At 33.1% G+C, this 24402-nt stretch carries 19 protein-coding genes and 4 pseudogenes; 11 read left to right on the top strand and 12 right to left on the bottom strand.

Translation table 11 applies throughout. The features are described 5' to 3' along the window. Positions 1–36: 36 nt before the first annotated feature. The gene (locus OPS21_RS05430; protein WP_139686912.1) at positions 37–747 is read right to left on the bottom strand and encodes a class II aldolase/adducin family protein; all 711 of its coding nucleotides are present in this window, start codon (positions 745–747) and stop codon (positions 37–39) included. Positions 748–982: 235 nt separating this feature from the next. Here OPS21_RS05430 and OPS21_RS05425 point away from each other — a divergent pair, with 235 nt between their 5' ends. Then, on the top strand, positions 983–1567 hold the full coding sequence (locus OPS21_RS05425) for an AAA family ATPase (protein WP_264337098.1): 585 nt from the start codon (positions 983–985) through the stop codon (positions 1565–1567). Here OPS21_RS05425 and tsaB read toward each other — a convergent pair. The 3 genes from tsaB to ubiG all read right to left on the bottom strand — a co-directional run bounded on the left by tsaB (position 1537) and on the right by ubiG (position 4546). Next, positions 1537–2142 carry a tRNA (adenosine(37)-N6)-threonylcarbamoyltransferase complex dimerization subunit type 1 TsaB gene (tsaB, locus tag OPS21_RS05420; protein ID WP_264331069.1) on the bottom strand — a complete coding sequence of 202 codons (606 nt, stop codon included), beginning with the start codon at positions 2140–2142 and terminating at the stop codon, positions 1537–1539. The genes OPS21_RS05425 and tsaB overlap by 31 nt on opposite strands. After that, positions 2142–3272 (bottom strand): dicarboxylate/amino acid:cation symporter, encoded by a 1131-nt coding sequence (locus OPS21_RS05415; RefSeq protein WP_265027593.1) that lies wholly within the window; start codon positions 3270–3272, stop codon positions 2142–2144. The genes tsaB and OPS21_RS05415 overlap by 1 nt, the downstream gene beginning before the upstream one ends. Before the next feature lie 107 nt (positions 3273–3379). After that, a complete protein-coding gene (gene ubiG / locus OPS21_RS05410; protein ID WP_064085277.1) occupies positions 3380–4546 on the bottom strand; it encodes a bifunctional 2-polyprenyl-6-hydroxyphenol methylase/3-demethylubiquinol 3-O-methyltransferase UbiG in 1167 nt (388 codons plus the stop codon). Between the two features lie 145 nt (positions 4547–4691). Between ubiG and dnaG the strand changes: the two genes are divergently transcribed. From dnaG to OPS21_RS05390, 4 genes and pseudogenes are all read left to right on the top strand, one after another. Beyond that, on the top strand, positions 4692–6425 hold the full coding sequence (dnaG, locus tag OPS21_RS05405) for a DNA primase (protein WP_264337101.1): 1734 nt from the start codon (positions 4692–4694) through the stop codon (positions 6423–6425). 98 nt (positions 6426–6523) lie between these two features. Continuing rightward, positions 6524–7822 (top strand): Na+/H+ antiporter NhaC family protein, encoded by a 1299-nt coding sequence (locus tag OPS21_RS05400; protein ID WP_264337102.1) that lies wholly within the window; start codon positions 6524–6526, stop codon positions 7820–7822. A 266-nt stretch (positions 7823–8088) separates the two neighbouring features. Beyond that, positions 8089–8370 (top strand): annotated as a pseudogene (locus tag OPS21_RS08080) (DnaJ domain-containing protein); the annotation flags it as partial. Between the two features lie 872 nt (positions 8371–9242). Beyond that, positions 9243–10342 (top strand): annotated as a pseudogene (locus tag OPS21_RS05390) (IS3 family transposase). Positions 10343–10453: 111 nt separating this feature from the next. Here the strand turns inward: OPS21_RS05390 and OPS21_RS05385 are convergent. The 4 genes and pseudogenes from OPS21_RS05385 to OPS21_RS05370 form a co-directional block, all read right to left on the bottom strand. Then, positions 10454–11494 (bottom strand): annotated as a pseudogene (locus OPS21_RS05385) (IS4-like element ISWosp7 family transposase); the annotation flags it as partial. A 262-nt stretch (positions 11495–11756) separates the two neighbouring features. Continuing rightward, positions 11757–12104 (bottom strand): transposase, encoded by a 348-nt coding sequence (locus tag OPS21_RS05380; protein WP_264337104.1) that lies wholly within the window; start codon positions 12102–12104, stop codon positions 11757–11759. 29 nt (positions 12105–12133) lie between these two features. Next, positions 12134–12247 carry a GIY-YIG nuclease family protein gene (locus OPS21_RS05375; protein WP_406833379.1) on the bottom strand — a complete coding sequence of 38 codons (114 nt, stop codon included), beginning with the start codon at positions 12245–12247 and terminating at the stop codon, positions 12134–12136. Between the two features lie 164 nt (positions 12248–12411). After that, positions 12412–15876: a peptidase M2 gene (locus OPS21_RS05370; RefSeq protein ID WP_265027592.1), complete on the bottom strand. Its 3465-nt coding sequence runs from the start codon at positions 15874–15876 to the stop codon at positions 12412–12414. 294 nt (positions 15877–16170) lie between these two features. Between OPS21_RS05370 and OPS21_RS05365 the strand changes: the two genes are divergently transcribed. Then, entirely contained in the window at positions 16171–16311 is a 141-nt protein-coding gene (locus tag OPS21_RS05365; RefSeq protein ID WP_264337106.1) for an IS630 transposase-related protein, read from the top strand. Between the two features lie 76 nt (positions 16312–16387). Next, positions 16388–17707, top strand: coding sequence for an IS4-like element ISWosp7 family transposase (locus OPS21_RS05360; RefSeq protein ID WP_264336202.1), 1320 nt, complete (start codon positions 16388–16390; stop codon positions 17705–17707). A 19-nt stretch (positions 17708–17726) separates the two neighbouring features. Here OPS21_RS05360 and OPS21_RS05355 read toward each other — a convergent pair whose 3' ends face one another. Then, positions 17727–18203 (bottom strand): hypothetical protein, encoded by a 477-nt coding sequence (locus tag OPS21_RS05355; protein ID WP_264337108.1) that lies wholly within the window; start codon positions 18201–18203, stop codon positions 17727–17729. Between the two features lie 27 nt (positions 18204–18230). Between OPS21_RS05355 and wmk the strand changes: the two genes are divergently transcribed. The 3 genes from wmk (at position 18231) to OPS21_RS05340 (ending at position 21246) form a co-directional block, all read left to right on the top strand. Continuing rightward, positions 18231–19145, top strand: a complete 915-nt coding sequence (gene wmk, locus OPS21_RS05350) for a WO male-killing family protein Wmk (RefSeq protein ID WP_264337109.1) — start codon at positions 18231–18233, stop codon at positions 19143–19145. A 185-nt stretch (positions 19146–19330) separates the two neighbouring features. After that, positions 19331–19999: a JAB domain-containing protein gene (locus tag OPS21_RS05345; RefSeq protein WP_264337110.1), complete on the top strand. Its 669-nt coding sequence runs from the start codon at positions 19331–19333 to the stop codon at positions 19997–19999. Between the two features lie 281 nt (positions 20000–20280). After that, complete coding sequence (locus OPS21_RS05340; protein WP_265027591.1) at positions 20281–21246, top strand: hypothetical protein; 966 nt, start codon at positions 20281–20283, stop codon at positions 21244–21246. 33 nt (positions 21247–21279) lie between these two features. On the opposite strand, the gene OPS21_RS05335 is transcribed toward OPS21_RS05340, so the two are convergent. Next, entirely contained in the window at positions 21280–22260 is a 981-nt protein-coding gene (locus OPS21_RS05335; RefSeq protein WP_264336561.1) for an IS481 family transposase, read from the bottom strand. Positions 22261–22423: 163 nt separating this feature from the next. On the opposite strand from OPS21_RS05335, the gene OPS21_RS05330 reads away from it, so the two are divergent. Further along, a complete protein-coding gene (locus OPS21_RS05330) occupies positions 22424–22945 on the top strand; it encodes a latrotoxin-related protein (protein ID WP_264337114.1) in 522 nt (173 codons plus the stop codon). Here OPS21_RS05330 and OPS21_RS05325 read toward each other — a convergent pair. Together OPS21_RS05325 and OPS21_RS05320 are read right to left on the bottom strand one after the other, a co-directional pair. Next, positions 22929–23258, bottom strand: a pseudogene (locus OPS21_RS05325) (PD-(D/E)XK nuclease family transposase); the annotation flags it as partial. The gene OPS21_RS05330 and the pseudogene OPS21_RS05325 overlap by 17 nt on opposite strands. Then, positions 23255–24205 carry a group II intron maturase-specific domain-containing protein gene (locus OPS21_RS05320; protein WP_265027590.1) on the bottom strand — a complete coding sequence of 317 codons (951 nt, stop codon included), beginning with the start codon at positions 24203–24205 and terminating at the stop codon, positions 23255–23257. The gene OPS21_RS05320 and the pseudogene OPS21_RS05325, both read right to left, overlap by 4 nt. Positions 24206–24402: the final 197 nt, after the last annotated feature.

The raw sequence follows: 24402 nt of genomic DNA, 5'->3' as shown, positions 1-24402 counted from the left end.
CAAGAAATCTAATATCTATCGAAGAGTCAGAAACTTTTATAACTTACCTTTAATCAACCTAACCCATGCGTGCCAATCTCTCTCACCAAGATTGCTTTCGAAAGACAGAAGATCCTTTACGGCTTTTGAGCAAATTTCTTCACTTGGAATTGACAACTCCCTATTCATTGCTAGCGTCAGGCATTGAGTTTTACAAGCTTGTTCTAAGTGATACGTATAAAACATTGCTTCTTGTATAGTCTGACCACATGTTATAGATCCATGATTGCGCATTAACATCACAAAATTTTCTTTCAAATCAGCTATTAATCTTTTTCCTTCTGTATCATCAAGTGCCAGGGAATTATAATCATGGTAAGATACCTTATTATAAAAGTGCAGCGCCCACTGACTTATTGGGAGTAATCCATCCTTGAGAGAAGAAACTGCTACAATAGAAGGTGTATGTAGATGAAAAATTGCTTGAATATCTTTCCTTGCTTGATAAATGAAGCCATGGATTACATAGCCAGTTTTATTATATTGATATTCTTTGCCTTCAATTATATTCCCATCAAACGATACTTTCATCAATGAACTTTCATCTACTTCATAAAAACGTATACCAAACGGATAAACATAAAATGACTTTTTATCTTCAGAACGTACAGAGAGATGAGTATACGTATGATCATCTAATTTAAGATAAGATAAAATTTGATAGGCGTTAACTAGGTCTCTTTTCAACTCACTATTTGTTAATAACATAGCTCTTGACTAAAATTTTCTAAAGATTTATACGTAAAAAAAAGTTTATTACAAACTAAAAGGTGAACCTACGTTAAAATACTAAGCACTTTTACTTGCCTTAGGTGATTAGAGTTTACATTTCTAGATTACATAGTATTTTAACTATAAAAACGACTTTTTATGTAATATTTCATATGTTTTAAAGCCTTGTTTTTATGTTATTATAATTGTAGGTTTTAATATTAAAAATAATATGATAAACGTTGACATAAAAAAACAGCTAACAAAATTTTTCATATATATCACTGGTCTTCCAGGAAGTGGTAAACTTTCTACAGCAATAGTATTATCTAGTATGATAAATGCAGTAATTGTAAGTGGACTTGAATATAATCAAACTTCCAAAGAAGCTCGAGATAGAATATATAACACTACACATGTTATGTTTCAGGCAATAGAAGCCTATCCTATTGACTCAAAAAATTATATATTTGTTGATGAATTAATTAAAAATAATGATTACAACATAAGAATATATAACTCAGTAGTAGAACTTAGTAAAAAAATGAGCATAAAAATCCTTCCTATAGTACTTAGGTGCAATCCATTGATATTACAAGAGCGTACTATATCAAAAAAGCAAAGAAAAAATAGGAAGGTTACTAATATAAATAGTATTAAATTTAGGGAGGAAGATTTATTTGTACCACAAAATGCTATAGAGGTAGAAAATTCAAATATGAGTATAAAAGAAGTAGCAGAAGAAATAGTAAGTCAGATGTACAAACTTGGCCGAATTAATAGTGTTTACGCAATAGGCAACGATTTCATATACTGAGGCTCATTTAAATATAGAGCCTCAACTCCATTTAATTTTTGTTTATTTTTTAGTCTATAACGGACTAATAGCCCTGCATGGCTAGCATCCAACTTTGGTAAACTGCAATCCATATATGTAATGCAGTGCGTTTCAGGCTGGAGTTCACTTACTACAGCAGGATTTGATAGCGGTAACAAATTGAAATCAAATAACTGCGTATAAAACTTTTGATCATCTTCGATTATAGCTTTAATATTTTTTTTGCTATTTGCACAAAGTAGCGATATTGCATATGCTTGAGCTTCCAGCGCACTAACCCCATATAACGGCTTATTTGTAGCAAGATTTATACCTTGTGCAGTTGATATACCAACTCTGATTCCAGTAAAACTTCCTGGTCCAACTATCACTGCTAAATGGTCTATTTTATCGTAGCTGTAATTATGCTTACCAAACAAAGTATTCAGTATTTGAAAAAATGATTCTGCATGACTATTGTTTGCAGAATTGCGTTCTACAAAACAATTACCATCGTAATCAATTACTGCTATTGAACTACCAGCACCTACAGTATTAATTGCTAGAATGGACATCACTTAAGCTTATCATAGAGCTTTGTAAACATCATAGTGAACGCACCGTTACCCATAACATTTGCTGAAGTTATTATTGGGTCAAACACTATATACAATGCTGTAATTAATGAAAGCATCTCTGGGGAGAATTTAAGATACTTCTCAAGAATGGGCAACATTACCATAATCCCTCCCGCTGGAACTGCAACAATAGCAAATTTAAATAACAGAAAGTAGAGAAGGAAAGTCACATAGTCTGTTGCAGACAATGCACCACCAAAAGTCATTATCATTGATAGTATTATAATAAAAAAGCAATCACCTACTAAATGAAAGCTAGCGGTTATTGGCACAACAGACGATGCTATATCATGCTGCTTTACATTTTTTTTGCTTCCTTCAAGAGTAAGCGGCATAGCTATATTACTAGACATTGTGCTCATTGCAGTAATAAATGCTGGTATCATATTACCTATACTAGCTATCCAGCTTGTGATCTTGAACGAATTTGCTGCTCCATATAAGAGAAAAACATAAAGGTAGGTTGCAGATGATATAATAATAAAAATTATTGAGTAATCCTTAAATATTATGGGTAAAACCTGATCATGTTCCATTTTTAAAGCAAGACCAAGTACAAACATTGGAATAATTGGCGTCAAAAATGTCTTCAAAATAAAGAGAGTTAAATCTAACATTTTGTTCGAGAGCTCTTTGCTTTTTTTTGGTAATATTGTGGACACTAATATGCTTAACACAAATCCACAAGCAAGGGCATAAAAATTAGAAAGCAATGCAGGTATCCTAAATGACCATAAAGGAACAATTGTTTCTTCATATGTTATATCTTGTATTGAATAAGTGTTTTGTGTGATGAAATGCCCAACAGAATAAGCTATTAAACTTGAAGCTAGATTCGACAAGAAAATCGTTATAATAAGTAACAATATAAACTTTATAGCCGACTGCTTAAGATTGTTAACACTACTAAAGATTAATGCAAAAACAATAAAAGGCATTATAAATAGTAAGATCTCTTTTATACTAAGGCTTATTGAATACAAGAAGGTTTTCACTTCCATTGGAACTAGATGACCAAAGAATACAACCGAAGTGATAACAGCAAGTAAGGTTAGTAATTGCAACATATTCTAATATAGCGATACCCTATGGAAATACATATGATAAATTAGCTGCTAAGTAAAGTAAAACTGCCTAGAATATTTGCATTACCTTCTAGTACTTGAATGAGATTTCAAATTACAACGTTTCCACAAAGTATATAATTAACATCCACACCTTTGGTCAAGTTCCATTCACGCTTTATTACATTATATTCCATACCAGTCATATCTTGTAGTGTTACATTGTTCTCTCTTAGATGATTTGCAATTTCTGATGGCTTGAGAAATTTATTCCAATTATGTGTGCCTTTTGGCAGCCAGTTTAATATGTACTCTGCGCCGACTATTGCAAGACAGAAGGATTTAATAGTTCTATTTATCGTCGATATAAAAATTAGCCCTTCTGGTTTCAACAGCTCTATTGCTTTTTTCATGAAAAACTCTAAATTATCGACATGTTCAACCACTTCCATCAACAAAACCACGTCATACTTCTTGTCATTGCTTAGCTCTTCAATGCTAGTGTGTGTGTATTCTATATTTAACCCTACTTTCTTCGCATGCGACTGTGCCACTTTTATGTTTTCCTCACATACATCTATTCCTGCAACGCTAATACCAATACGCGCCATTGACTCTGACAAAATGCCACCACCACAACCAACATCGAGCAATGATAGTTCTTTTAAATCGCATTTTTTTAATTCTTTTATTTTCTCAACGATGTATGATACTCTCACAGGATTCATCATGTGCAATGGCTTGAACTTGCCATTCTCATCCCACCATTCACCTGCTATTTTAGCGAATTTTGATATTTCATCTTCATTATAAGTTTTTGTGGTTTTTTTCTTGCTAATATTGCTAAGTTTATCAAGGCGTTCTTTATGTCTACTTTCTTTTGAAAATTCTGTTTCGAGGAATTGTTTGACTATGTCTTTTGCTAATCCACTCGCAGTAAACCCTGCACCAAGACACAGTATATTCGCGTTGCCATGCTCGCGAGCTAATTTTGCGATCTCAACACTATTACATAAAGCAGCGTAGATTCCTTCAAAACGATTTGCCACAGTACTCATGCCCAAACCTGTACCGCAAATTAATATTCCATAATTTGCTTTTTTGTTTGTTATATCTTCTACAACTTCAGCAGCATAGTCAGGGTAGTCTACACTCTTTTGTTCAGCAGTGCAGCCACGGTCTATCACTGTATAATCTAAAGTTTCCAAGTAAGCCTTTATTTCTGATTTTAGTTCATAACCTGCGTGGTCTGAAGCAACTGATATCACATCTGACATATAAGAAATTGCAACTTAAGGGTATTTATATGGGTAATTTATTTTGAGCTTTTTGTCAAGCTCTCCTGATCTTTCTGAATAAATTTCGAGTCAGATATGCATAAATTCTATATAATTTTTATCCTACCACTACTCATTCGGTAAAATGGATCATATAGATATTATAAAGTCAAAATTATTGTTGTCCGACATAGTAGGAAAAAAAGTTAGGTTAATAAAAAGAGGAGATAGTTTTGTTGGACTCTGCCCATTTCATAACGAAAAAACTCCATCTTTTTCGGTCAGCAATGTTAAGGGCTTATATTACTGTTTCGGTTGCTCAGCTCATGGTGATGCGTTTGAATTTATTTCACAAACTGAGGGCTTAAGTTTTAAGGAAGCGTTGGAAAAATTGGCATCTGTTGCAGGTGTTGAGTTACCCAAAAACCTCAGCTTTGCTAAAGAAAATGACAAACTGTTTTCAGCACTGAATTTAGCTGCAAGTTGGTTCGCGCAGAAAAATCGAGGTGTTATGGCTTATTTAAGGCAGCGCAAGATCTCACTCAAAATCATAGATAAATTTAAGATAGGTTATGCACCAAGTTCTGGCTTGAAGGAATATTTGAACTCCTCTGGTATTAAAGACGAGATTTTGATCGATGTTGGGTTAATAAATAAGAATTCTCGTGATTATTTCTATGATCGGCTGATATTTCCTATACACAACATCACGGGCAAAGTTATTGGTTTTGGCGGACGTGCGCTGAACTCTGAGCAACAGCCGAAGTATCTAAACAGCCCAGAGAGTCAGCTCTTTAAGAAAAGAGAAAATTTATATGGATTAAACTTTGCTTTGAGTGAAATACGCAAAAAACAGCATCTATTTGTTGTTGAAGGATATATGGATGTAATAGCACTACATCAAGCGGGAATTAGCAATACAGTTGCTCCGCTTGGTACCGCAATTTCTGCAGAGCAGATAAAAAATCTTTGGAAACTTGCTAAAGAAATTTCTATCTGTATGGATGGCGATAGTCCTGGATGTCATGCTGCTATTCGAATTGCAGAACTTGTTCTGCCGATACTGGAGCCTGGATACACATTGAAGTTCGTGACTTTGCCAAGCAACAAGGACCCATACGATATATGCAATGAACTAGAATATAAGACGGAAGATGTACTATCCGCTTTTAACCGCTCAACAGAACTGCACTCTGAATATTTATGGCATCACATGATTGGTAGCAATTTGCAAAATTATGAAAAATTTGCTCCGGAAAAATATTCAATTCTTGAGCACAAGTTCATGAAATATGTCAATGCTATCGGTAACAGCAGTATTAGAAGGTATTATAGAGATTATTTTTACAATAAGGTCAGTGAATTAAGAAGAAACTTTAAAAAGCTGATTTTTAATAGCAAAGCAACAAAAGGTGAGTATCTTTACAATAAATCTCCAGAGCTAATTGAAGCAGAGCAAAATCAGGCCATAATTTTGCGTATAGCCGTAGAATTTCCTGAAATTTTGAACCGTCCTATATTTTTTGAGCAATTTTCTCATTTCGAATTTACTAATGAGATGAAAAAATTACAACAGTGCGTAATTAATATGGTAACTAGTGAGAGCAACTTTAATAAAGAAATTCTGCTACAGGAGTCTAGTGTTATAAAGTTTATATTTGAAAAAACTAGCGTACTAAATAGTCAATTAAGTGAGAAGAGATCGGCAGAAACTGTCTGGAATAACATAGTATTACGGAAAGAATTAAATGTATTACAAGAAGAAAAAATTAAAGCAAGGCTGGGCGGTAATTTTGACTTAGAGGAAAGGCTAATAGAACAAATAAAGCAAATAGAGGATAGTATACAAGAAATGCAAATGGAATTTATTCAAAAGTAGATGGCTTAAGATGTTCAAAATTATTAGAAAAACACTGTATTAGTATTTGCTTAAAATAGCTTATTCTAGTATATTTCTGGTTTGTTCAACTACGATAAGTGTTTTCATTTCTTCCTCTTATTATCTTTCTAGCCTTATACCTTGGAAGTGGTATTTATTTTTCTTTTATCGGACTTGGTAATCCTCTTCATCAAATTTCACCGTTAGTTTGCTTATTACCAGCATTATTTTTTGCTATTCTATTTAATAAAAACAAAATTCAGCATAGCGTTGATACTCTTATAAAAGGTATGGGGAATAAAACTACTCTTACCGTGTGTTTGATTTTTCTCCTTGCTGGGGCATTTTCTACTGTTACTCAATCGCTTGGTAGTATAAATGTTATTGCTAGCTTAACTATTTGCTTTCTTCCAGCACAATTATTACTTCCTGGAATGTTTTTAATTTCTGCGTTTATTGCAAGTGCAATAGGCACATCAATCGGAGTTATTGCACTTATAACACCAATAGCTGTGAATCTAGCACAAAATGGAGCTTTTGATTGTGCGGTGGGCGTTGGAGCTGTGATAGGTGGGTCTATGTTTGGCAGCAACCTTTCAATGATATCTGACACTACTATTGCTGCTACTTCTTCACAAGGAGCTTCAGTAAAGGATAAAATAAAACTCACTTTCAAGACAGGATCTGTTACAGGTCTTATAATACTTATTTATCTAGTAATAATTTCAAATAGTACAGAAGTTGTTTCTATCTCAAGTCTGAATTATTTATCCATAGTCAAAATTATCCCTTATATATCTTTAATAATTATGGGTTTATTTGAAATAAACACACTGGTAACATTAGCTGTTAATATGGTTGTTGCTGGAGTATTAGGAATAGCTTTTTTTGATTATTCTATTATTGATTATTCTCATGATATATGTAGGGGTTTTAATAAGATGAATGAGGTAATGATATTTATTCTTTTCAGTAGTGGATTAAGCCACTTAATGTACGAATATAGTCAGAAAAAGATAGATAAATTCACCGATGAGGTGAATCTCACAAGAAGTCAAGCTGAACTTATGATTACAGGAATATCATCTATGTTTACTATTTTAGTTTCCAGCAATGTTGTTGCTATTTTATTAACTAGTAATATTGCGAAAAGACTTGCACAAAGATATAACATTGCACCACACCGTAGTGCGTACTTATTAGAGATATTTACTTCTATCACAAAAAGTATCTTACCTTATGGTTCTCACGTATTACTAGCAAGCAGCATTGCCTCTCTGTCACCTATCATCGTACTAACAAAAGTATATTATTGTTTTGTTTTTGCAGCAGTTGCAATAAGTGAAATAGTGATTAATGGCAGACGTCATGCGGTTGTAGCTCCTCAATTACCATAAACAACTCTTCTGTAGCTTTGTGGAAATTATGCTAACTGATTATGCTGTAAAGTTGAGCAATATTAATATATAAATTAATCTGTTGTTGGAATAATTCTAAACCTTCATTTTCACAACTCATTTTTCTACAAATTTTCACTCAATTTGTTAATAAATTGACAATTATTACAATATTTGCTAAAATGTTTATATGTCAGTACCGTGCTTTCATAAAGATGTGGTATTAGTGGTATAATCAAAAATGTATAAAAATAGTGGAGAAACAAATGCCTGATTATTATGAAATATTAGGAGTAAAAAGAGATGCTACTCACGATGAGATAAAAAAAGCATATCACAAATTGGCACTTAAGCTTCATCCAGATAAATTGCATAAGGAAGCGCAAGAGTTAGATAGGTTAGAGAAAAAAAAGAAGGACGGAGAGCTACTATCACAGTCGGAAGAAGGTCAAATGGCTGAGCTTAAAGAGAAATTGGGAAAATTCAAGCAAATATCAGTAGCATACGAAATTTTATCTGATCAAACAAACAAAGCTCAGTACGATAGGGGAGAGGATGTTAGTCAACAAGCTTATAAGAGGGAGTCGTCATGGGAAAAAGAAATGAGAAAGTTTTGTGAAAAAGCAGGTGAAATAGAAAAAGGAATACATAAGTCAAACAAAAGGGTACTTAAATACATTGCAGAAATGAATCGAATAAAAAGTTTTCACGATATACGTAATATATTTTTTTATAAATGTGAAGAATTAAGAAAAGAGCGAGAAGAAAAAGTAGACAAGGTCATTGAACTAAACAGCGAGGTAGGCAAAGATGAATGGATTGAAGAATTAACCAAAAGTGTAACAAAACTAAAAAACGACAAGGGTAACTATATATCCACTATTATGAACTTGTTGGAAAAGATCAAATCAGATGAACTTGAAGAGTGCTCTTCTATAATAAGGAAAGTTGAAATTGCTGATGATGACATTACATCTCTAGTGCAAATTGCTATTGCATACGATCATGTGGAAATTTTTAAGCTCTTTGAAGAAAGGACAAAAATATCATCAAACGCCATCTTAAGATATGCTTCCGAATGCAAATCTGAAAAGTTTTTTGATTATTTTTTAAGTAGATACTTAGATAAACTAGATGTCAACTATAAAGATGAAGAAGAAAATACAGCTTTACATCATGCATTAGAATGGTTTGTTTGGGATGAATCGAAGAAATACCAAGGTTTTGTCGAGTCACTTCTTAGTAAAGGTGCAAAGCTTAATACTAAAAATCACGAAGATAAAACTCCATTTGATCTCTTGGTTAATTATGCTAAACAATTTTCTTCTAAGGAAGAAGCAATAGAAAGATTATAATGCACCCCATAAACTAGACCAAAAAAAAATGGTTGATCCGAGTAGGAAGGTAAAGGGGTAAAAGTATGGCAACAAAAAAATATGAACCAGAGTTAAAAGCAAAGATAGCTTTGGAAGCAATAAAAAATCAAAAAAGCACATCTGAGATATGTAGTGAATATAAAATACCATCAACAAATCTATATGATTGGCGTGATAGAGTATTGGCAAGGTTAAAAGACCTATTTGTTGAAGAAAGTGAAAGTGCGAGAAAACAAAGAATCTTAGCGCAAGAAATAGAAAGTTTACATAAAGTAATAGGAGAATTGACAGTGGAAAATAGTTATTTGAAAAAAAAATTACTGAAATAAGCAAAAAAGATAGAGTAAGGTTTATAGAAAAAGATTCTGATCTATCAATTAGGAAACAGGCTGATTTACTGGGGATTTGCAGATCTAGCCTATATTATAGGCATATAATTAATAACGAAAGTGAAATTTGATTCAAGAAGTATATTTGGCTTCTGATTGCCGTTATGGATATCGTAAAATTACTGCTGAAATCATAGCGAGTGGAGTAGTAGTCAATCACAAAAAAATCTTAAGAATTATGAAAAAAATGAAGATTAGTGGGCTGTATTGTAGAAAAAGATGTAATACAAGTATTAAAGAAAAAAAGCATAAAATATATCCTTATTTACTCAAAGATTTGATTATTTGTAGAGTTAATCAGGTATGGGCTACTATATATTATGGTAGAAGGTAAGTTTGTCTATTTTGTGGCAATAATGGACTTGTATAGTCGCTATATTATTGCTCATTCATTATCACCATATCTCGATGCTGGATTTTGCCTTTATACTCTCAAAGAAGCTCTAAAACAAGGTAAACCTGAGATTTTTAATAGTGATCAAGGAGTGCAGTTTACTAGCTACAACTTTATTATGGAATTAGAGCGTGCTAATATTAAAATTAGTATGGATCATAAAGGACGTTGCTTCGACAATATATTTGTTGAGAGTTTATGGAGAACTTTAAAGCAAGAAGCTATATATTATTATAGACCAAATAGTATCAGAGATTTGAATCTTATAATAAACGATTTTGTTGGTTGGTATAACTATAAAAGGCGACATCAGACTCTACATTATAAAGTTCCTGCTGATCTTTATTATCATAAACAGTAAATGAATATATTGATAAATACTTTAAATGTGTGTCGACGTATTTATCAACATATTCATTTTAAAAATCGGATCACTTTGAAAAAAATGGTCTAGACAAATGGGTGCATTATAGTATGGCTTTCCTCTCAGCTTATCAAGCCTTATATTACTCTTATATAATTTGAACAATAATTCAATTTGCCATCTTATTCGGTAAACTACTAGTATTTGCTCAGCATTAATCTTACTTTTTGGAACATTAGTTATAAATATCGACCAATTTAGTAACTTTTGGTTCCTTTGAGAAGATGTGTATCCATGTGATCTTGCTAACCTATTAGCCTTTCTTCTTCTAGCCATAGCTTGTTCTTCAGTTAGTTTTTTAAATATAATTCTTACTTTAACCCTTGTCTCTTTTCCTAACAATACCTCCTGTTCTAGAAAAGATCGATCTTCCAAATGTTCTAGTAAATCTATTTTTTGACCTGTCTCTATATCATATATGTTAGTATCGGATTTATAACGACTTATGAAATAAGCTCCTATTTCATTGATTTGTTTAAAAGAACTTGGCACAAAATAACCCAAATCAGATATTAGTAAATCGTTGTTCGATATATTGCTTAAATGGCTTCTATAACCCTGATCTGACCTTATTTCTTCAGTTATATTAAGCTGGTCTAATGTCTGATTTAGGTAGTCAAAAACTAATTGTAACTTTATTCCAGACTTAGTATTGCTTTCATAACCACTGTAGCTGGTACCATAACCTTTATACATGTCTTCCATACTGTTAGGTAAGCTAATATAGCTGCTGTCTAATAATTTAACACCTCCAAAGTGCTTCAAGATTCTGCAATCAACTTGTAAGGTATTTTTAAGTAACGTTAAAGATTCATTATACATTCTTTTCATGAATTCCACTGCTTCCTTGGTAAATCTAAAGTCCAGACCTTGTTTTGTTATATTTATCGAGTCTTCATTCAATAATTGACACACTGTCTCTATACTACAATTATCAACCCCTATATTACCCAAAACGATGGCTTTTATGAACGACGAGCCTTTTAGCTTCCTCTTTCTTTTTATGAACCCTGTTGTAGCTGAGATTTTATCTGCTTTTTCATTAAAAAATTCTTTGAGCTTTTTTGAGATGCAAACTATTCTTTTCATTGTATAAGTTCTCCGTTTTCTTTGTTAAATTTAAGAGAACTTATATCTTCTTTTTCTCTTCCTTACACTAAGTTTATTACCACAGTTCCTTAACTTGACGCGTATGCTATACTGATTCTCTCTCGCTGGAATATCTGCATAAATTTTCTTTCCTCTTGGAGCACGTCCATATTCTCGGTATAACTTATTATCAACTCCTGCTTCATCTATATATAAGATGCTGGAATGGTCTATTTTTGAGATTTTATCAATAAATTGCTCCCTATCTTCTTGATTGCGCTCTTGATATAGTGTGACTTTTTTTTAAAGTAATTTTTAGCTGTTTTAGTCTATACCAAATTGAAATTATTCCAAATCCAAGATTTTGTTTCATCTCTGCCAGAGTATGATCTGGATTCTTTGTAACATATTCTTCGAGTATTTTTGGGTCTATTTTTCGAATAAAGCTACCGTTTTTAGATGGCTTTAGGCTTTCACCAGCAGCTTTCTTTTTTAACCAGCGGTACAGAGTTGCTATTCCTATCTCCATGAGCTCTGCTATCTCAACCTTTGTCTTCCCTTTTTCTATCATCAATACTGCCTTTTCCCTTAAATCCACACTATATGCCATTATAACTTAAATACCTTATTATATCTTTATCATTTACTTTGGGAAATACTATAAACTAATTTCTGCACATTGTACTTTGATGTAAAGCCAGAAATAACTTTATTTTTATGTTCCCAAATTCGTTTAGTTAGATTTGACGTTATACCTATATACAGAGCCTTATTGTGCTTGCTTGTAAGTATAATAACTTTTCATATCTAGTAAGTAAATTTACTAGATCCCAGTGTCAAGCACTGGGATGACAGAAGAGAGAACTGGGGTAACATCGAATTGAATGACAAGAAGAGGGCAGGGCCCTCCTTGTATATTATATATAGGCTGAGTTATGATCGTGATAAACGTGATCGCTTGCGCAGTCGAACATTTTCACAAAACCATTCTCTAGATAGAGATTATATTCATGATGTTGATCTAATAACTCAAAGTTATCTTGTGTTTCTAAGCTGAAGTGACTTGAATCTGATAGCAATTCGTAATTTGGATTATCTATTTTACTAATGCTGCTTATTACTTTGCCATTACCATTTGATATAGCCAAACTATAACTATCACCATCCTTCATTATTTTGATAGATACCTTATCCTCAGGTAACACTATAAGCTTTTTTGTATCACTATCGTGAATTACAAATTTGCCATCTTTAAAGTAATACTTGTCTTCCGGCAAAGTACCAACCTTATAATTCGATGTATGCAGTTTGTTCCAAAAATCTAACACAGATTGCTTTTCTGCTCCTTCTGCCCTATCATACAAAGCTTTTACATCATTATAATCTATGGTTACATTTGCCTTATGCTTTCCTTCTACATCTCTATCATAGCTCTTTTCTATTTTCAAGATTGTGTCTTTCAACACTACCTGCTCTTTCTCCTCCACTGAAGCTGACCTTTTTGCCCTTGTTGGAATTTGTGGTTGATCAGACTGTATTTCACTATTGTCGTTTGATACAGTTCTCTCTTCAGCAACAACATTAGTAGTACTATGAACTTCTGTCTTAGTTTCACTTACTTGCCCTTTTGGACTTTCGGTTTGTTTCTCTTTTGTGAATATTCTCTGATAGTCCGTGTAGCCTCTATTAGTGTCACCGATATCACCATCACCTTGATCGAAAGTTATTTTTTTACTTCCATTCCCCATGTCCTCAATTTCAACTTGAGGAGAAACAGATGCGAGGAAATCGTTATAACTGTAGTTGTAGTCAACAGAAAAGAATATTTTCCCTTTGAAGTTATGGAAATTATTAGATAACATTCCAATTTCTTCATCAGTATCACCATCAAATAGTTTTACTTTAGTGAAATATGCTTGATCTTTTATTCTAACTATTTCACCGCTAGAGTTTCTTTGTATTTGGTAATCATTTGGGTCGTACTTTATAGCAAAAAGTTTGCCAGAGCCATATTTCTCTAAGTTTATAAGGCCCACATTTACATGTTTATGGGAATAATCTCTCTTCTCATATTCATGTGCAAATATTGGATCTATATATCTATATTCATCTGGTATGCCATTATACTCTCTCCCTTCAGAATCAGATGGTGCTAATTTATATTGTCCATCTTTTTCCACCAATTTTAGGTGAGTAACATTGCCTGGCAATTGAAACCTTACGTTTTTTCCATGATCATGAATGAACAAGTTACTTTCATTTATAACTTCACCTCTTTCATTTTTCATCTCTTCAGTGATATAGAAGCCCATATTTTTGAATGCATGTAGATTTTCGCCTCCTTGCTTTACAACCGCTTCGTATACATCGTCGTCTGTTCTATCAGTCCCTTTATCATCCAATAATGTTCCTTTTTCTACGATTACACCGCTTTCTCTTTGCTCATCAGAATATTGAGCATGCTTTGAATCCTGATGATTTAGAATTTTGGTCCCTCTAAGAAGCAGAGAATCTAAATCTTTTTGAATGTGTCCAGTGCTAGGATGCAACAATTCATTTTCATGTAAATGTGCTTCATCAAAGTATTCATCACGTTCAACTGTTCTGCCATCTATCAGAGAAGCTTTATAATGACCATTTTCTTTTGTAATAGCCATATAAGCACCACCGTCATATTGAGTATTCAAGTTGTGCAATATGTCCTCAAAAACAAAAGTTTCTTTAGTTTGACCTTCAACTTGCTTAAAAAAGCCCGATTCGCTCGACAACTCTCCAAGCTTTGTATTCCCATCATATATAGATAGTGCACCCATATCTCCGTGACCAAGAGCTTTGATAGAGAAAACTTTACCTTCTTGTAGATTAATATGAGCACCTCTGATTAGGTTTGGATCGATATTAACCATCTCTTCTAACATCTTTTCTACGTCAATGTTCTGAGTTTCTTTTACTTGTTTCAAGCCAGCGTTTATGGTTTTATCAAGCAAATCATCTTTCAGTTGTGTATATTTGTCCTGTGTAGCATTATATAATCTCTTATCTTCATTATGATAATTAGTGCTGGCTGAATTGCATTTTTCTACAAATTTCTCATAAGAGATCTCTCCTCTTTTGTATTGCTCGTATGCATCATGACGCTGTGTTTCTTCCTGTTCACGCAGGCTTTTCAACACATCATTATATTTTATATCCTTCTGCTTATCTAAGTCTTCTTTCCCATCATAGTAAGATTTTCTAAGATCTTCACCATGTTTTGATAATATCCTCAAAGCTTGCATTTTATACTCTTGACTGTTTTGATATTCATTACCTTGTTGATCAGAGTAAGTCAGCTTAACCTGCCCATCAGCAGTTTTTACTGCCTTTAAGAAATGATATTCCTTTGATATATCGAGGTTATCATTTGTTGCCCTATTAACAGCACGAGCATAATCATAAAACGACACATGTTCTACAGGAGAAAAACTTCCAACGTTTTCTCCATCTATTTTTTCTATATTTGCTTTATAGTAGGATATGTTTTTAATTTCTCCACCCACTATTTCTTGACCAGTTGCTATAAAATCTCCTTTTGTAACTTGTAGGGCATTAATTTCTTCCATAGCAGTTTCTGTATCATTCTCAGCAAGCCAACTTTTGAAGTCAGCATCATGTCCTTTTATGTCTTTCAAGAAACTTTTTGACTCATCTGAGTTACCTTGACGTAAAGCATCTAGGTAGTCTCTTAATAAACTAGGATCTTTTTCCTGTAAGTACATTATCAACGCATGACCAGTTTTATACACTAAACTGTTTTCTTCACCATTGGCTGAGTATTGTAAATTTAAAATTCCACCTAGATCCAAATTTGCGGCTTCAGTTTTATCAATGCTTGACCCTTGAGCATTGAACTTGTGATCTGAATGATGTTCAAAGTAATCTGCAATTCCCTCCATTAATACTGTAGGTAGAGATTTTCCTCCTGTAGCCAAGTAAGTTAAACCATGTGCAAATTCATGCTGAAGGTTATGAACGCCACCTTGCTGATAGACATACATCTCAGCAAAAACATCAGCTTCTCCTTTGTAGTAACATTTACCACCCTCATCTCCAAGGTAAGAACCAAAACGTTCGCTTTCGCCAAGATGAGTGTAATCAGCCTTATCATCAAACACATAAATTTTGAACGTTTGTTCTGAGCTACCAGGCTCCAACTTAAATGCATCTTTAAAATTAGTAGCTGTTTCTCTTATTTCACTTTCAATTTTAGCAACTTTACTTGCTCTTAAATCGTGAGAATAAACCTCTACTTTAATATTTAAATCTTTAACTTCTATAACATGCTTATCGTTAAAACATTCTTCTTTAGTTATATTTTTATTTACTTGTTGATTAATTGTCATAATTCTAACCTCTAATTTATTAGTCTTTACAATATCAAGCATAAAGTGACTCATCTGAAAAAAACGTAAATTCTCATATTGATATAATTTATATCTTATAAGAGCATGTCTTCAAACTATATAGGAAGCAGTGAATAATGTCATTTCAGTAAAAACTGTATGAACATTTTAGTTAATTTACATAGCGAAAGGTGTTACCCCAGTATCATAACACCGGGGTAACGATAAAGGAGAGAGTAGCTATAGTATTTCCCAAAGTAAATGATAAAGGTATAATAAAGTATTTGAGTTATAATGGCATATAGTGTGGATTTAAGAGAAAAGGCAGTATTGATGATAGAAAAAGGTAAGACAAAGGTTGAGGTAGCAGAGCTTATGGAGATAGGAAGGGAACGTTCAAAAAAGCATACGCGTCAAGTTAAGGAACTGTGGTAATAAACTTAGTGTAAGGAAGAGAAAAAGAAGATATAAGTTCTCTTAAATTTAACAAAGAAAACGGAGAACTTATACAATGAAAAGAATAGTTTGCATCTCAAAAAAGCTCAAAGAATTTTTTAATGAAAAAGCAGATAAAATCTCAGCTACAACAGGGTTCATAAAAAGAAAGAGGAAGCTAAAAGGCTCGTCGTTCATAAAAGCCATCGTTTTGGGTAATATAGGGGTTGATAATTGTAGTATAGAGACAGTGTGTCAATTATTGAATGAAGACTCGATAAATATAACAAAACAAGGTCTGGACTTTAGATTTACCAAGGAAGCAGTGGAATTCATGAAAAGAATGTATAATGAATCTTTAACGTTACTTAAAAATACCTTACAAGTTGATTGCAGAATCTTGAAGCACTTTGGAGGTGTTAAATTATTAGACAGCAGCTATATTAGCTTACCTAACAGTATGGAAGACATGTATAAAGGTTATGGTACCAGCTACAGTGGTTATGAAAGCAATACTAAGTCTGGAATAAAGTTACAATTAGTTTTTGACTACCTAAATCAGACATTAGACCAGCTTAATATAACTGAAGGAATAAGGTCAGATCAGGGTTATAGAAGCCATTTAAGCAATATATCGAACAACGATTTACTAATATCTGATTTGGGTTATTTTGTGCCAAGTTCTTTTAAACAAATCAATGAAATAGGAGCTTATTTCATAAGTCGTTATAAATCCGATACTAACATATATGATATAGAGACAGGTCAAAAAATAGATTTACTAGAACATTTGGGAGATCGATCTTTTCTAGAACAGGAGGTATTGTTAGGAAAAGAGACAAGGGTTAAAGTAAGAATTATATTTAAAAAACTAACTGAAGAACAAGCTATGGCTAGAAGAAGAAAGGCTAATAGGTTAGCAAGATCACATGGATACACATCTTCTCAAAGGAACCAAAAGTTACTAAATTGGTCGATATTTATAACTAATGTTCCAAAAAGTAAGATTAATGCTGAGCAAATACTAGTAGTTTACCGAATAAGATGGCAAATTGAATTATTGTTCAAATTATATAAGAGTAATATAAGGCTTGATAAGCTGAGAGGAAAGCCATACAGAGTATTATGTGAGCTATATGCCAAATTGTGTGCAATTCTTATATTTCATGGAATAGTGGGTTGCACAGAACTGAAAAAAAATACGGAGCTTAGCTTAACAAAGGCATTTATTGAGCTAAAAAGACGGGTTAGAGAGTTATTTTTAGCACTAAATAATAAAATTAAAGGCTTAAATATTTTTCTCAAAAAGCTTACCATAACTTGGTCGCAATTTTCATTAAAAGACAAGTACAGAAAAACTAGGGTATCCACCTTAACTTCTCTAAATTTGCTTTAACTTGACGTGTATGGTTTATTTAACACTCCCTTATTATAGAATTTACAATGTCTTCTTTTGCGTCAACAAGAGGTTTTAATTTTTGTAATAGTAAACCCAATATCTGTTTTTCCTCGCTCTTCTTTTCCTGATCCACTCCCTTGTCAGATAACTTATCAATAATAATACTGAAAGGATTCTCTTTTCCTGTTCTTTCAACTTCTACTTTAACACTAGCCCCTTTACCTAGTAAAAGCTCTACCTCTTTTGCATTGGATTTTTGACAAGCATGTATCAAGAATGCGGTTTCAGTTTTGTGTTCTTTTCCAACTTTAAACACATAATCTAAACTAAAACTATTTTGTTTCCATGCTTCAAATTCAGGTGTGCTTTTTATATCTTGCTCAAGTCCTTGTTCGATTTTATCATTTATCTCCTTCGGATCTTTGATGCCTAAAGTCAATATTTCCTGTAATTTTTTGTATATTTCTTCAAACTGTTCACGTAGCAAATTCATATTACCCTGTATAATATCTATTTCTGTATGGCAAAGCATACTACTATTTCCATAAGGTACCAAATAGCACAAAAAGTAAGGAGCTGGAGGTTAAAGAGAAAATATACTCTGAAAGATTTAGTAGGCAAAACAGGCATAAACTATCATACGCTGCTAAGATATGAGCAAGGAACATGTGGCATTCCAATTGAAAGGCTAAAAGTGATAGCAGAAGCGTTATCAATTCCTATTAGAAATCTCTTTCCAAGACAAAAAGTACTAAAAGAAGATAGTTGTTTTGACAAAGCTAAGACCCAGGAAATGTATAATTTCATAGAAAAAACAGGAGGACACAAAGCAATTTATGCATTAACCAAATCTATCCGAGCTGAAGAAGAAAGTAATATAAAAGCAGCAAGAATAAAAATTGCAAAGAATCTAGTTAAGTCAGGGTTTGCTACTGACGTTATCTATCGAGCAACAGGCTTATCAGTTGAAGAATATGCTGATAAAGAGAGAGACGAGCCAAACGGAAGACAAGAGATAAAAAAGTGGAGGATAATAATGGGGTATACTCAAGAAGAATTAGCAAAAAAGCTTAATGTGGGACCTTCGCAAATACATCATTATGAACAAGGTAGCGGTACTCTTTTAAGTGAAAGGTTATGGGAAATAGCAAGAGAATTGTCAGTAGATGCTGAAGATCTGATAAAGGAAAAAGATAATTATGAAGATGGTGAAGGAGAAAATGAATTATTAAGTTTGGCAAGAGAATATAGAAAAATTGACAATCAAGAATCACGAGATGAGCTAAATATATGGGTAGAATTTTTATTGCAAAGAAAGCAAATTTACAAAGAGAAGATTGATAAAGTAGAGAAAATGAAAGTTGCAAATAATTTACTTCAGTTAGGTTTTTCTACTGATGTTATTTCTAAAATAGTAACAACTTCTTTTAAATAAAGAATTAATTTTCAATTAGATAAAATAAGCATCTGTTAATATCTTAATTTTTTGATGAAAAAATAAGTAAAAAAGATTGAAAAATTGATTTGACTTCACTCGGAAGCTATGGCTTTATGCCAATACTGATAAAAAACAGCAGTAAATAATTAAAAACAATTTGTTATTAACGAGGAGTATATTTTATGAATAATAGTGAAAAACTTACAGAAGAAATAGAGAGAGTATTACAAAGTGGAGGAGGAAGTGCTCTATTTGATCGTGAGATAGTGTCAGTGCTTCTAGGAGCAGTTCACGACAGAAAGCAAGCACAAGATGTTACTAAAACTCTAATGGATAATTGCCCAGGAATAGGAGAAATTTTAGGACGAGAAATCGATGATTTGAAAATGATAGAAGGAATGACCGAATATGCAGCCGCAGCAATTGAATGTGTTAAAGAAGCTTACAAGAGAGCACTCAGAGAAGGATTAAAGAGAGGCCCAGTAATGGATAGCCAAGAAAAGCTGATAGAGTATGTAAGGGTAAACATAGGCTTTTCAGCAAAAGAAGCTGTCCTGATAATATACTTGGATAAACAGCACCGTATGATAAGAGATGAAGTGTATTTTGGTACAATAGATGAAGTACACCTATCTGAAAGGAAAGTGGTAAAAAAGGCATTATCAATGGAAGCAGCATCGATAATATTATCCCACAATCATCCAGGAGGAAGTTTAGAGCCATCAGAAGATGATAAGGTTATGACTAGAGAATTAGTGTCAGCATGTCAAGGAGTGGGAATTGAGTTAGAGGATCACATTATTATGACAGACAAAGGATATTGCAGTTTTAAGGAAAGAGAGCTGTTATAAACCAAATTTCAATTGCTTGAGAAGTTTGGCTACTACACAGTAGCAAAAAAACTTAATCAAGAATCTGGAGAGAGATATTGGAGAATTACAAAATATAAAAGATCTTTGTATAGCTTGTATATTAAGTTGTGATTAAAGAATAAAAGTCTTAAAGAACCTATTCTTTTATTATAAATAGTTGCAAGATATACAAGATCTTTTTATAATTTGCGTATTAAGTTAATCATAAAGCAATAAATTGCTCTATAGACTTGAATAATATGCTTAATATAGGAGGGTATATGACTACTAAAAAAACAGTATCATTTGATGATATGGATGGAAATACTTATGAATTAATCATTGATTCTAAAAAGTTACCAAAAGGACTATATAGTGCTATTAGGCGTACTGGTAAGAAAACCCAGCAGTCTGTATTTGTAGACGAGACTGATCCGAAAATATTTGATGATAAAAGTAGGTTTGAGAAGCCTGAAGGTGTGCCTTCCCCTAGCGATGTTTCTGGAAAATCAATCAATCTTGGAGAAGGACGTGAGGTTTATAACAAAAAATCTTCAAATCGTCAAAGTCTAAATCCGTTTATTCCATCCTTAAGCAAGATAGAGCCAAGTGCAAGTGAAAATGCAGAATTAAGATGGTTTAAAAGTAGAGTAGTAAAGGCAAAAAGCGTAGACGAAATGAACAAAGTGATAGATCAAGCACTAAGCGCTGGAATCAGGATAAATGCGTATAGCGAAGGACAGAAGAGTTTTGCCAATGAAGTAATATCGAAAATGCCTTCGATCAAATGCAAAGAAAATGAGAAGGAAGACATAATATGTGAATTGATGCTAAATGGAGCAATATTCAGTTACGATCTATTGCAGGATAAGGGAATAAGTGAAATGTATAACAAACTGTATCAAGAGATTCGTCCACAGATAGATGAATGGCTTAAAGAACTGAGAGAAATCGGTGAAAGTGCTATTGAAAATGAAGGAATCATAGAAGATGTGGAAATAGACAATCAGACATTTTTTATGAAATTTTCTGAAAATAGTAAGGTAAATATTGCAAGAGTATTGGAAGGTACAAGAAATTTAGGGTTAACCACAGGAGAGGTAAAATTAGGAGGTGATGTAATAGAAGTAGGAAATAGTAAGGTTGAAGTTAGAAGTGAAAAAGAAGGTGAGAGGAATTACGTTGATGTGTCTGATAATAGTGCTTTTGAGATAACATGTGTGATTCATAGAGGTTATTGCAACTAATTTGTCAGATCAAGTCTGAACTTGAAATACCTGTTAAGAGGTTTTATATTTTTGAAGTGACTTTAACTCTTGGTTATGTTTGTAATTTTGCATGACAAATGTTTCTTTTGATGAGATATAATTTTTTTGTATTTCACTTAGACAAGGAATTGTTTTTTCCAGTTCTTTATATTTTTCCCAAGGAGTCTTTCCCTGAAGAGAGCTATGAGGACGTTGTTTATTATAATATTCTTCCCAATCCCTAAGCTTGACTTGCAATTCATAATCCTTAATGTTAACGCTACTATAAAATTCATCTAAATCTGTACGCTGCGCTCTTTCTACTTTACCATTTAAATGTGGGGAAAACGGCTTAATTGGACGGAATTTTATTTTCCATTCTTTTAGACACTCTTGCACTTCGTAAGCAAAAAATTCTTGTCCTCTATCGGTCTGAATCCTTTGACAATGAAATGGAGCCCTTTCCCTTAATTGTTTTAGGAAATCCAGAGTATTTTTTGAAGTACGCCTTGAGTATAATGCGATAACTTTATAACGCGTACAATCATCTATAGCAGTATATTGATAAAGCCCCGAAGATATTTTGCAAACATCCATTTGTACACGCTCTCCTGGCACTTTGCAGTTATAACGCTTAATCTGCTTGCGATAGTGGCGCTTAATACGTAAAAGACTTACATCGTGTTTCTTCAAAACTTTGTGTATAGTAGCCAATGCAAAAGAGATATCATGTAAACGCTTTAATTCAGCTTGAATACGTCTTGCTCCTAATTTTCTAGCTTTTCTCAGATGAAGAATGAGCTGTTCATTTGACTTGTTGATTTTTTGTAAGGGTAAAGTTTTAGGCCTGCTACTAAGGTTTGACAATCCCTGTTCACCTAGCTTTTCATAACGTTTGTACCATTTTCGTAAGGTAAAGCGTGAAATGTTATAGTGTTGACATACTTTGCCTGCATGACCTAATTTTTTGTATAATTCTATCCAATTCAGACGCAACTTAACTTTGGTATCCATTTACTGATTGCCTCTTGTTGATGAATTTATTCATATTATTGTAATAAGGTATTTAAACTATCACAAGTCAAAGTTTTTATTTTATCTTACATTTTTGCTGTAATAACCTCTATGAATCACACACACAAATACTACAAATTCAATCTCACAAGTTGATGCACCGATGGATGTAAATGGTACAATAATGTTACTTGATTTATTAATTAGAAAAGTTACAGGTCAGAAGTATATTTCTACAATAGATCAGTCTATATCTCCACTAGAGGCACAGGAATATACACTCAATATTACAAAGGGATTTGAGAAAGTAGTAGAGCAAGCTGGATTAAAAAGTGGTGTATCAATGCATCGATTAAATATTGATTATATGGGAATGCAAAAAGAGATTACTAGAAAAGTCATGAGTGGTAAATTTAATGAGATTTCAGGGGTTTTAAGCTCATATATAGAGAAGGCATGTCCTAGTAGAGAAGCTGGTAAATTAAGTCCGAAGAAATTTGACAAGTTTATGATTGAATTTAATAAGGGGCTAGATATAACATTAAATCAATCAATACAACAAATATTAAATAATAGGAATAGTACATTAGAAGTTAATGATGTAAAAGAACAACAAATAAGTTTAGAGCCTCAAAGTTATTTAAGTAATGCTTCCGTTCAAGGCCATTTAAATCATGTTCATTAGTATTTTCATCGCGAATAGTATGCTTTGATTTGTACTCAGACTTATCAGGAAACAGTATACAATCTGCTATAGCAATAAAGATAATTTCCTTAAGGTCATGATATTGATCACCTTTATCAGCCTGTCTTGAATAGGCTTTAGCAGCATAGTATTGGGCACGTTTTTCAAAGCCTTTAGTTTTAGCGACCTGGTCAGGTAAGGAAGCAGTATTACTACTACTCCCTCCCTTAGAAACGCAGCATGCAGGTTTCCCCACACTACGCTTGAGCCCCTTATCTAAGTTCTTCTTTTCTCGAACCGGCTTGTCTTTCATAAATCCTCAGAATACATCAACTTTAGTGGTGACACTAACAGTAGAGAACCTTCTCTTGAAAAGGAGCTTGCTAACATTCTTGTTCGTTTCACTCTCTCATCAAAATACTTTTTCCATTTTAAGTCAAGGGGATTTGCATCCGCTCTGATTTTAACATGTCGTCTGATAGGTATATCAATCAGCTTAAGCAGTCTTAAATACCGTATCTCTTTTGGTTTGTTCTTGCATATGGGTGCAGCAAAGACCCATTGTCGTTGACCCATTACTTTGAAGTAACGATTCTTTATCCAACGTAATCCTTTACGAGGATGTCTTTTCTTTGCCCATTTCCATAAACTATGCCAAATTTCATTGTCGATCTTTCTAAACGCTTTTTTAGCACACACATGGTGATAGTAATTTCCCCATCCTCTCAGTAGAGAGTTGAGTGACTTAATTACTATAGCCTGAGTGTTCGCTATATTTGCTTTTATCAATGTACGTGCTTGATTAAGAAGTTTTTTAATACTTTCTTTCGAAGGTTTAATAATTAACTTCTTATTATATCTACGTACATTACAACCAAGAAAGTCAAACCCTGTTGTGATAGATGTAATCTTTGTCTTCTCTTCTGACAGAATTAAACCTCGCTCATGAAGAAAAGATGATACTAAAGGCTTAACTTCATTTTCCAGTACTTCATGTGTGAAACCTGAAATAATAAAGTCATCTGCATACCTGATTACATTCACTCCACTTCTGATTTTTTCTCTTCTTTTGCTACCTAATTTACCAAAGCGACTTTCTAATAACTGTTCAAGACCATCTAAGGTAAAGTTAGCTAGTATTGGAGAAATTATACCTCCTTGCGGAGTGCCAGCAGTTGTGGGATACAAGGTTTTTGACTCTAGGAAACCAGCCTTTAACCAACTATGCAGAATTTTCTTCTCCATAGGAATATGCTTCATAAGCCATTCATGGTTAATGTTGTCAAACGATCAATCACCTTAATACCCTCTTCAATAATCAAGTAACTAAGGAAATTACAGTTACAGATTCAACACATCCACTATTTGGCAGAACATTTCCAATATCTTCTGTCAGCTCAAAAGTCCACAATGTATTTGTTACTTATCGCAATTACATCATTCTACGTATTCCGTTT

Source organism: Wolbachia endosymbiont (group B) of Chorthippus parallelus, from assembly GCF_947251815.1.
Taxonomy (GTDB): domain Bacteria; phylum Pseudomonadota; class Alphaproteobacteria; order Rickettsiales; family Anaplasmataceae; genus Wolbachia.
Note: the sequence above shows the minus strand (reverse complement) of the source record. Positions and strands in the feature narration are given on the sequence as shown.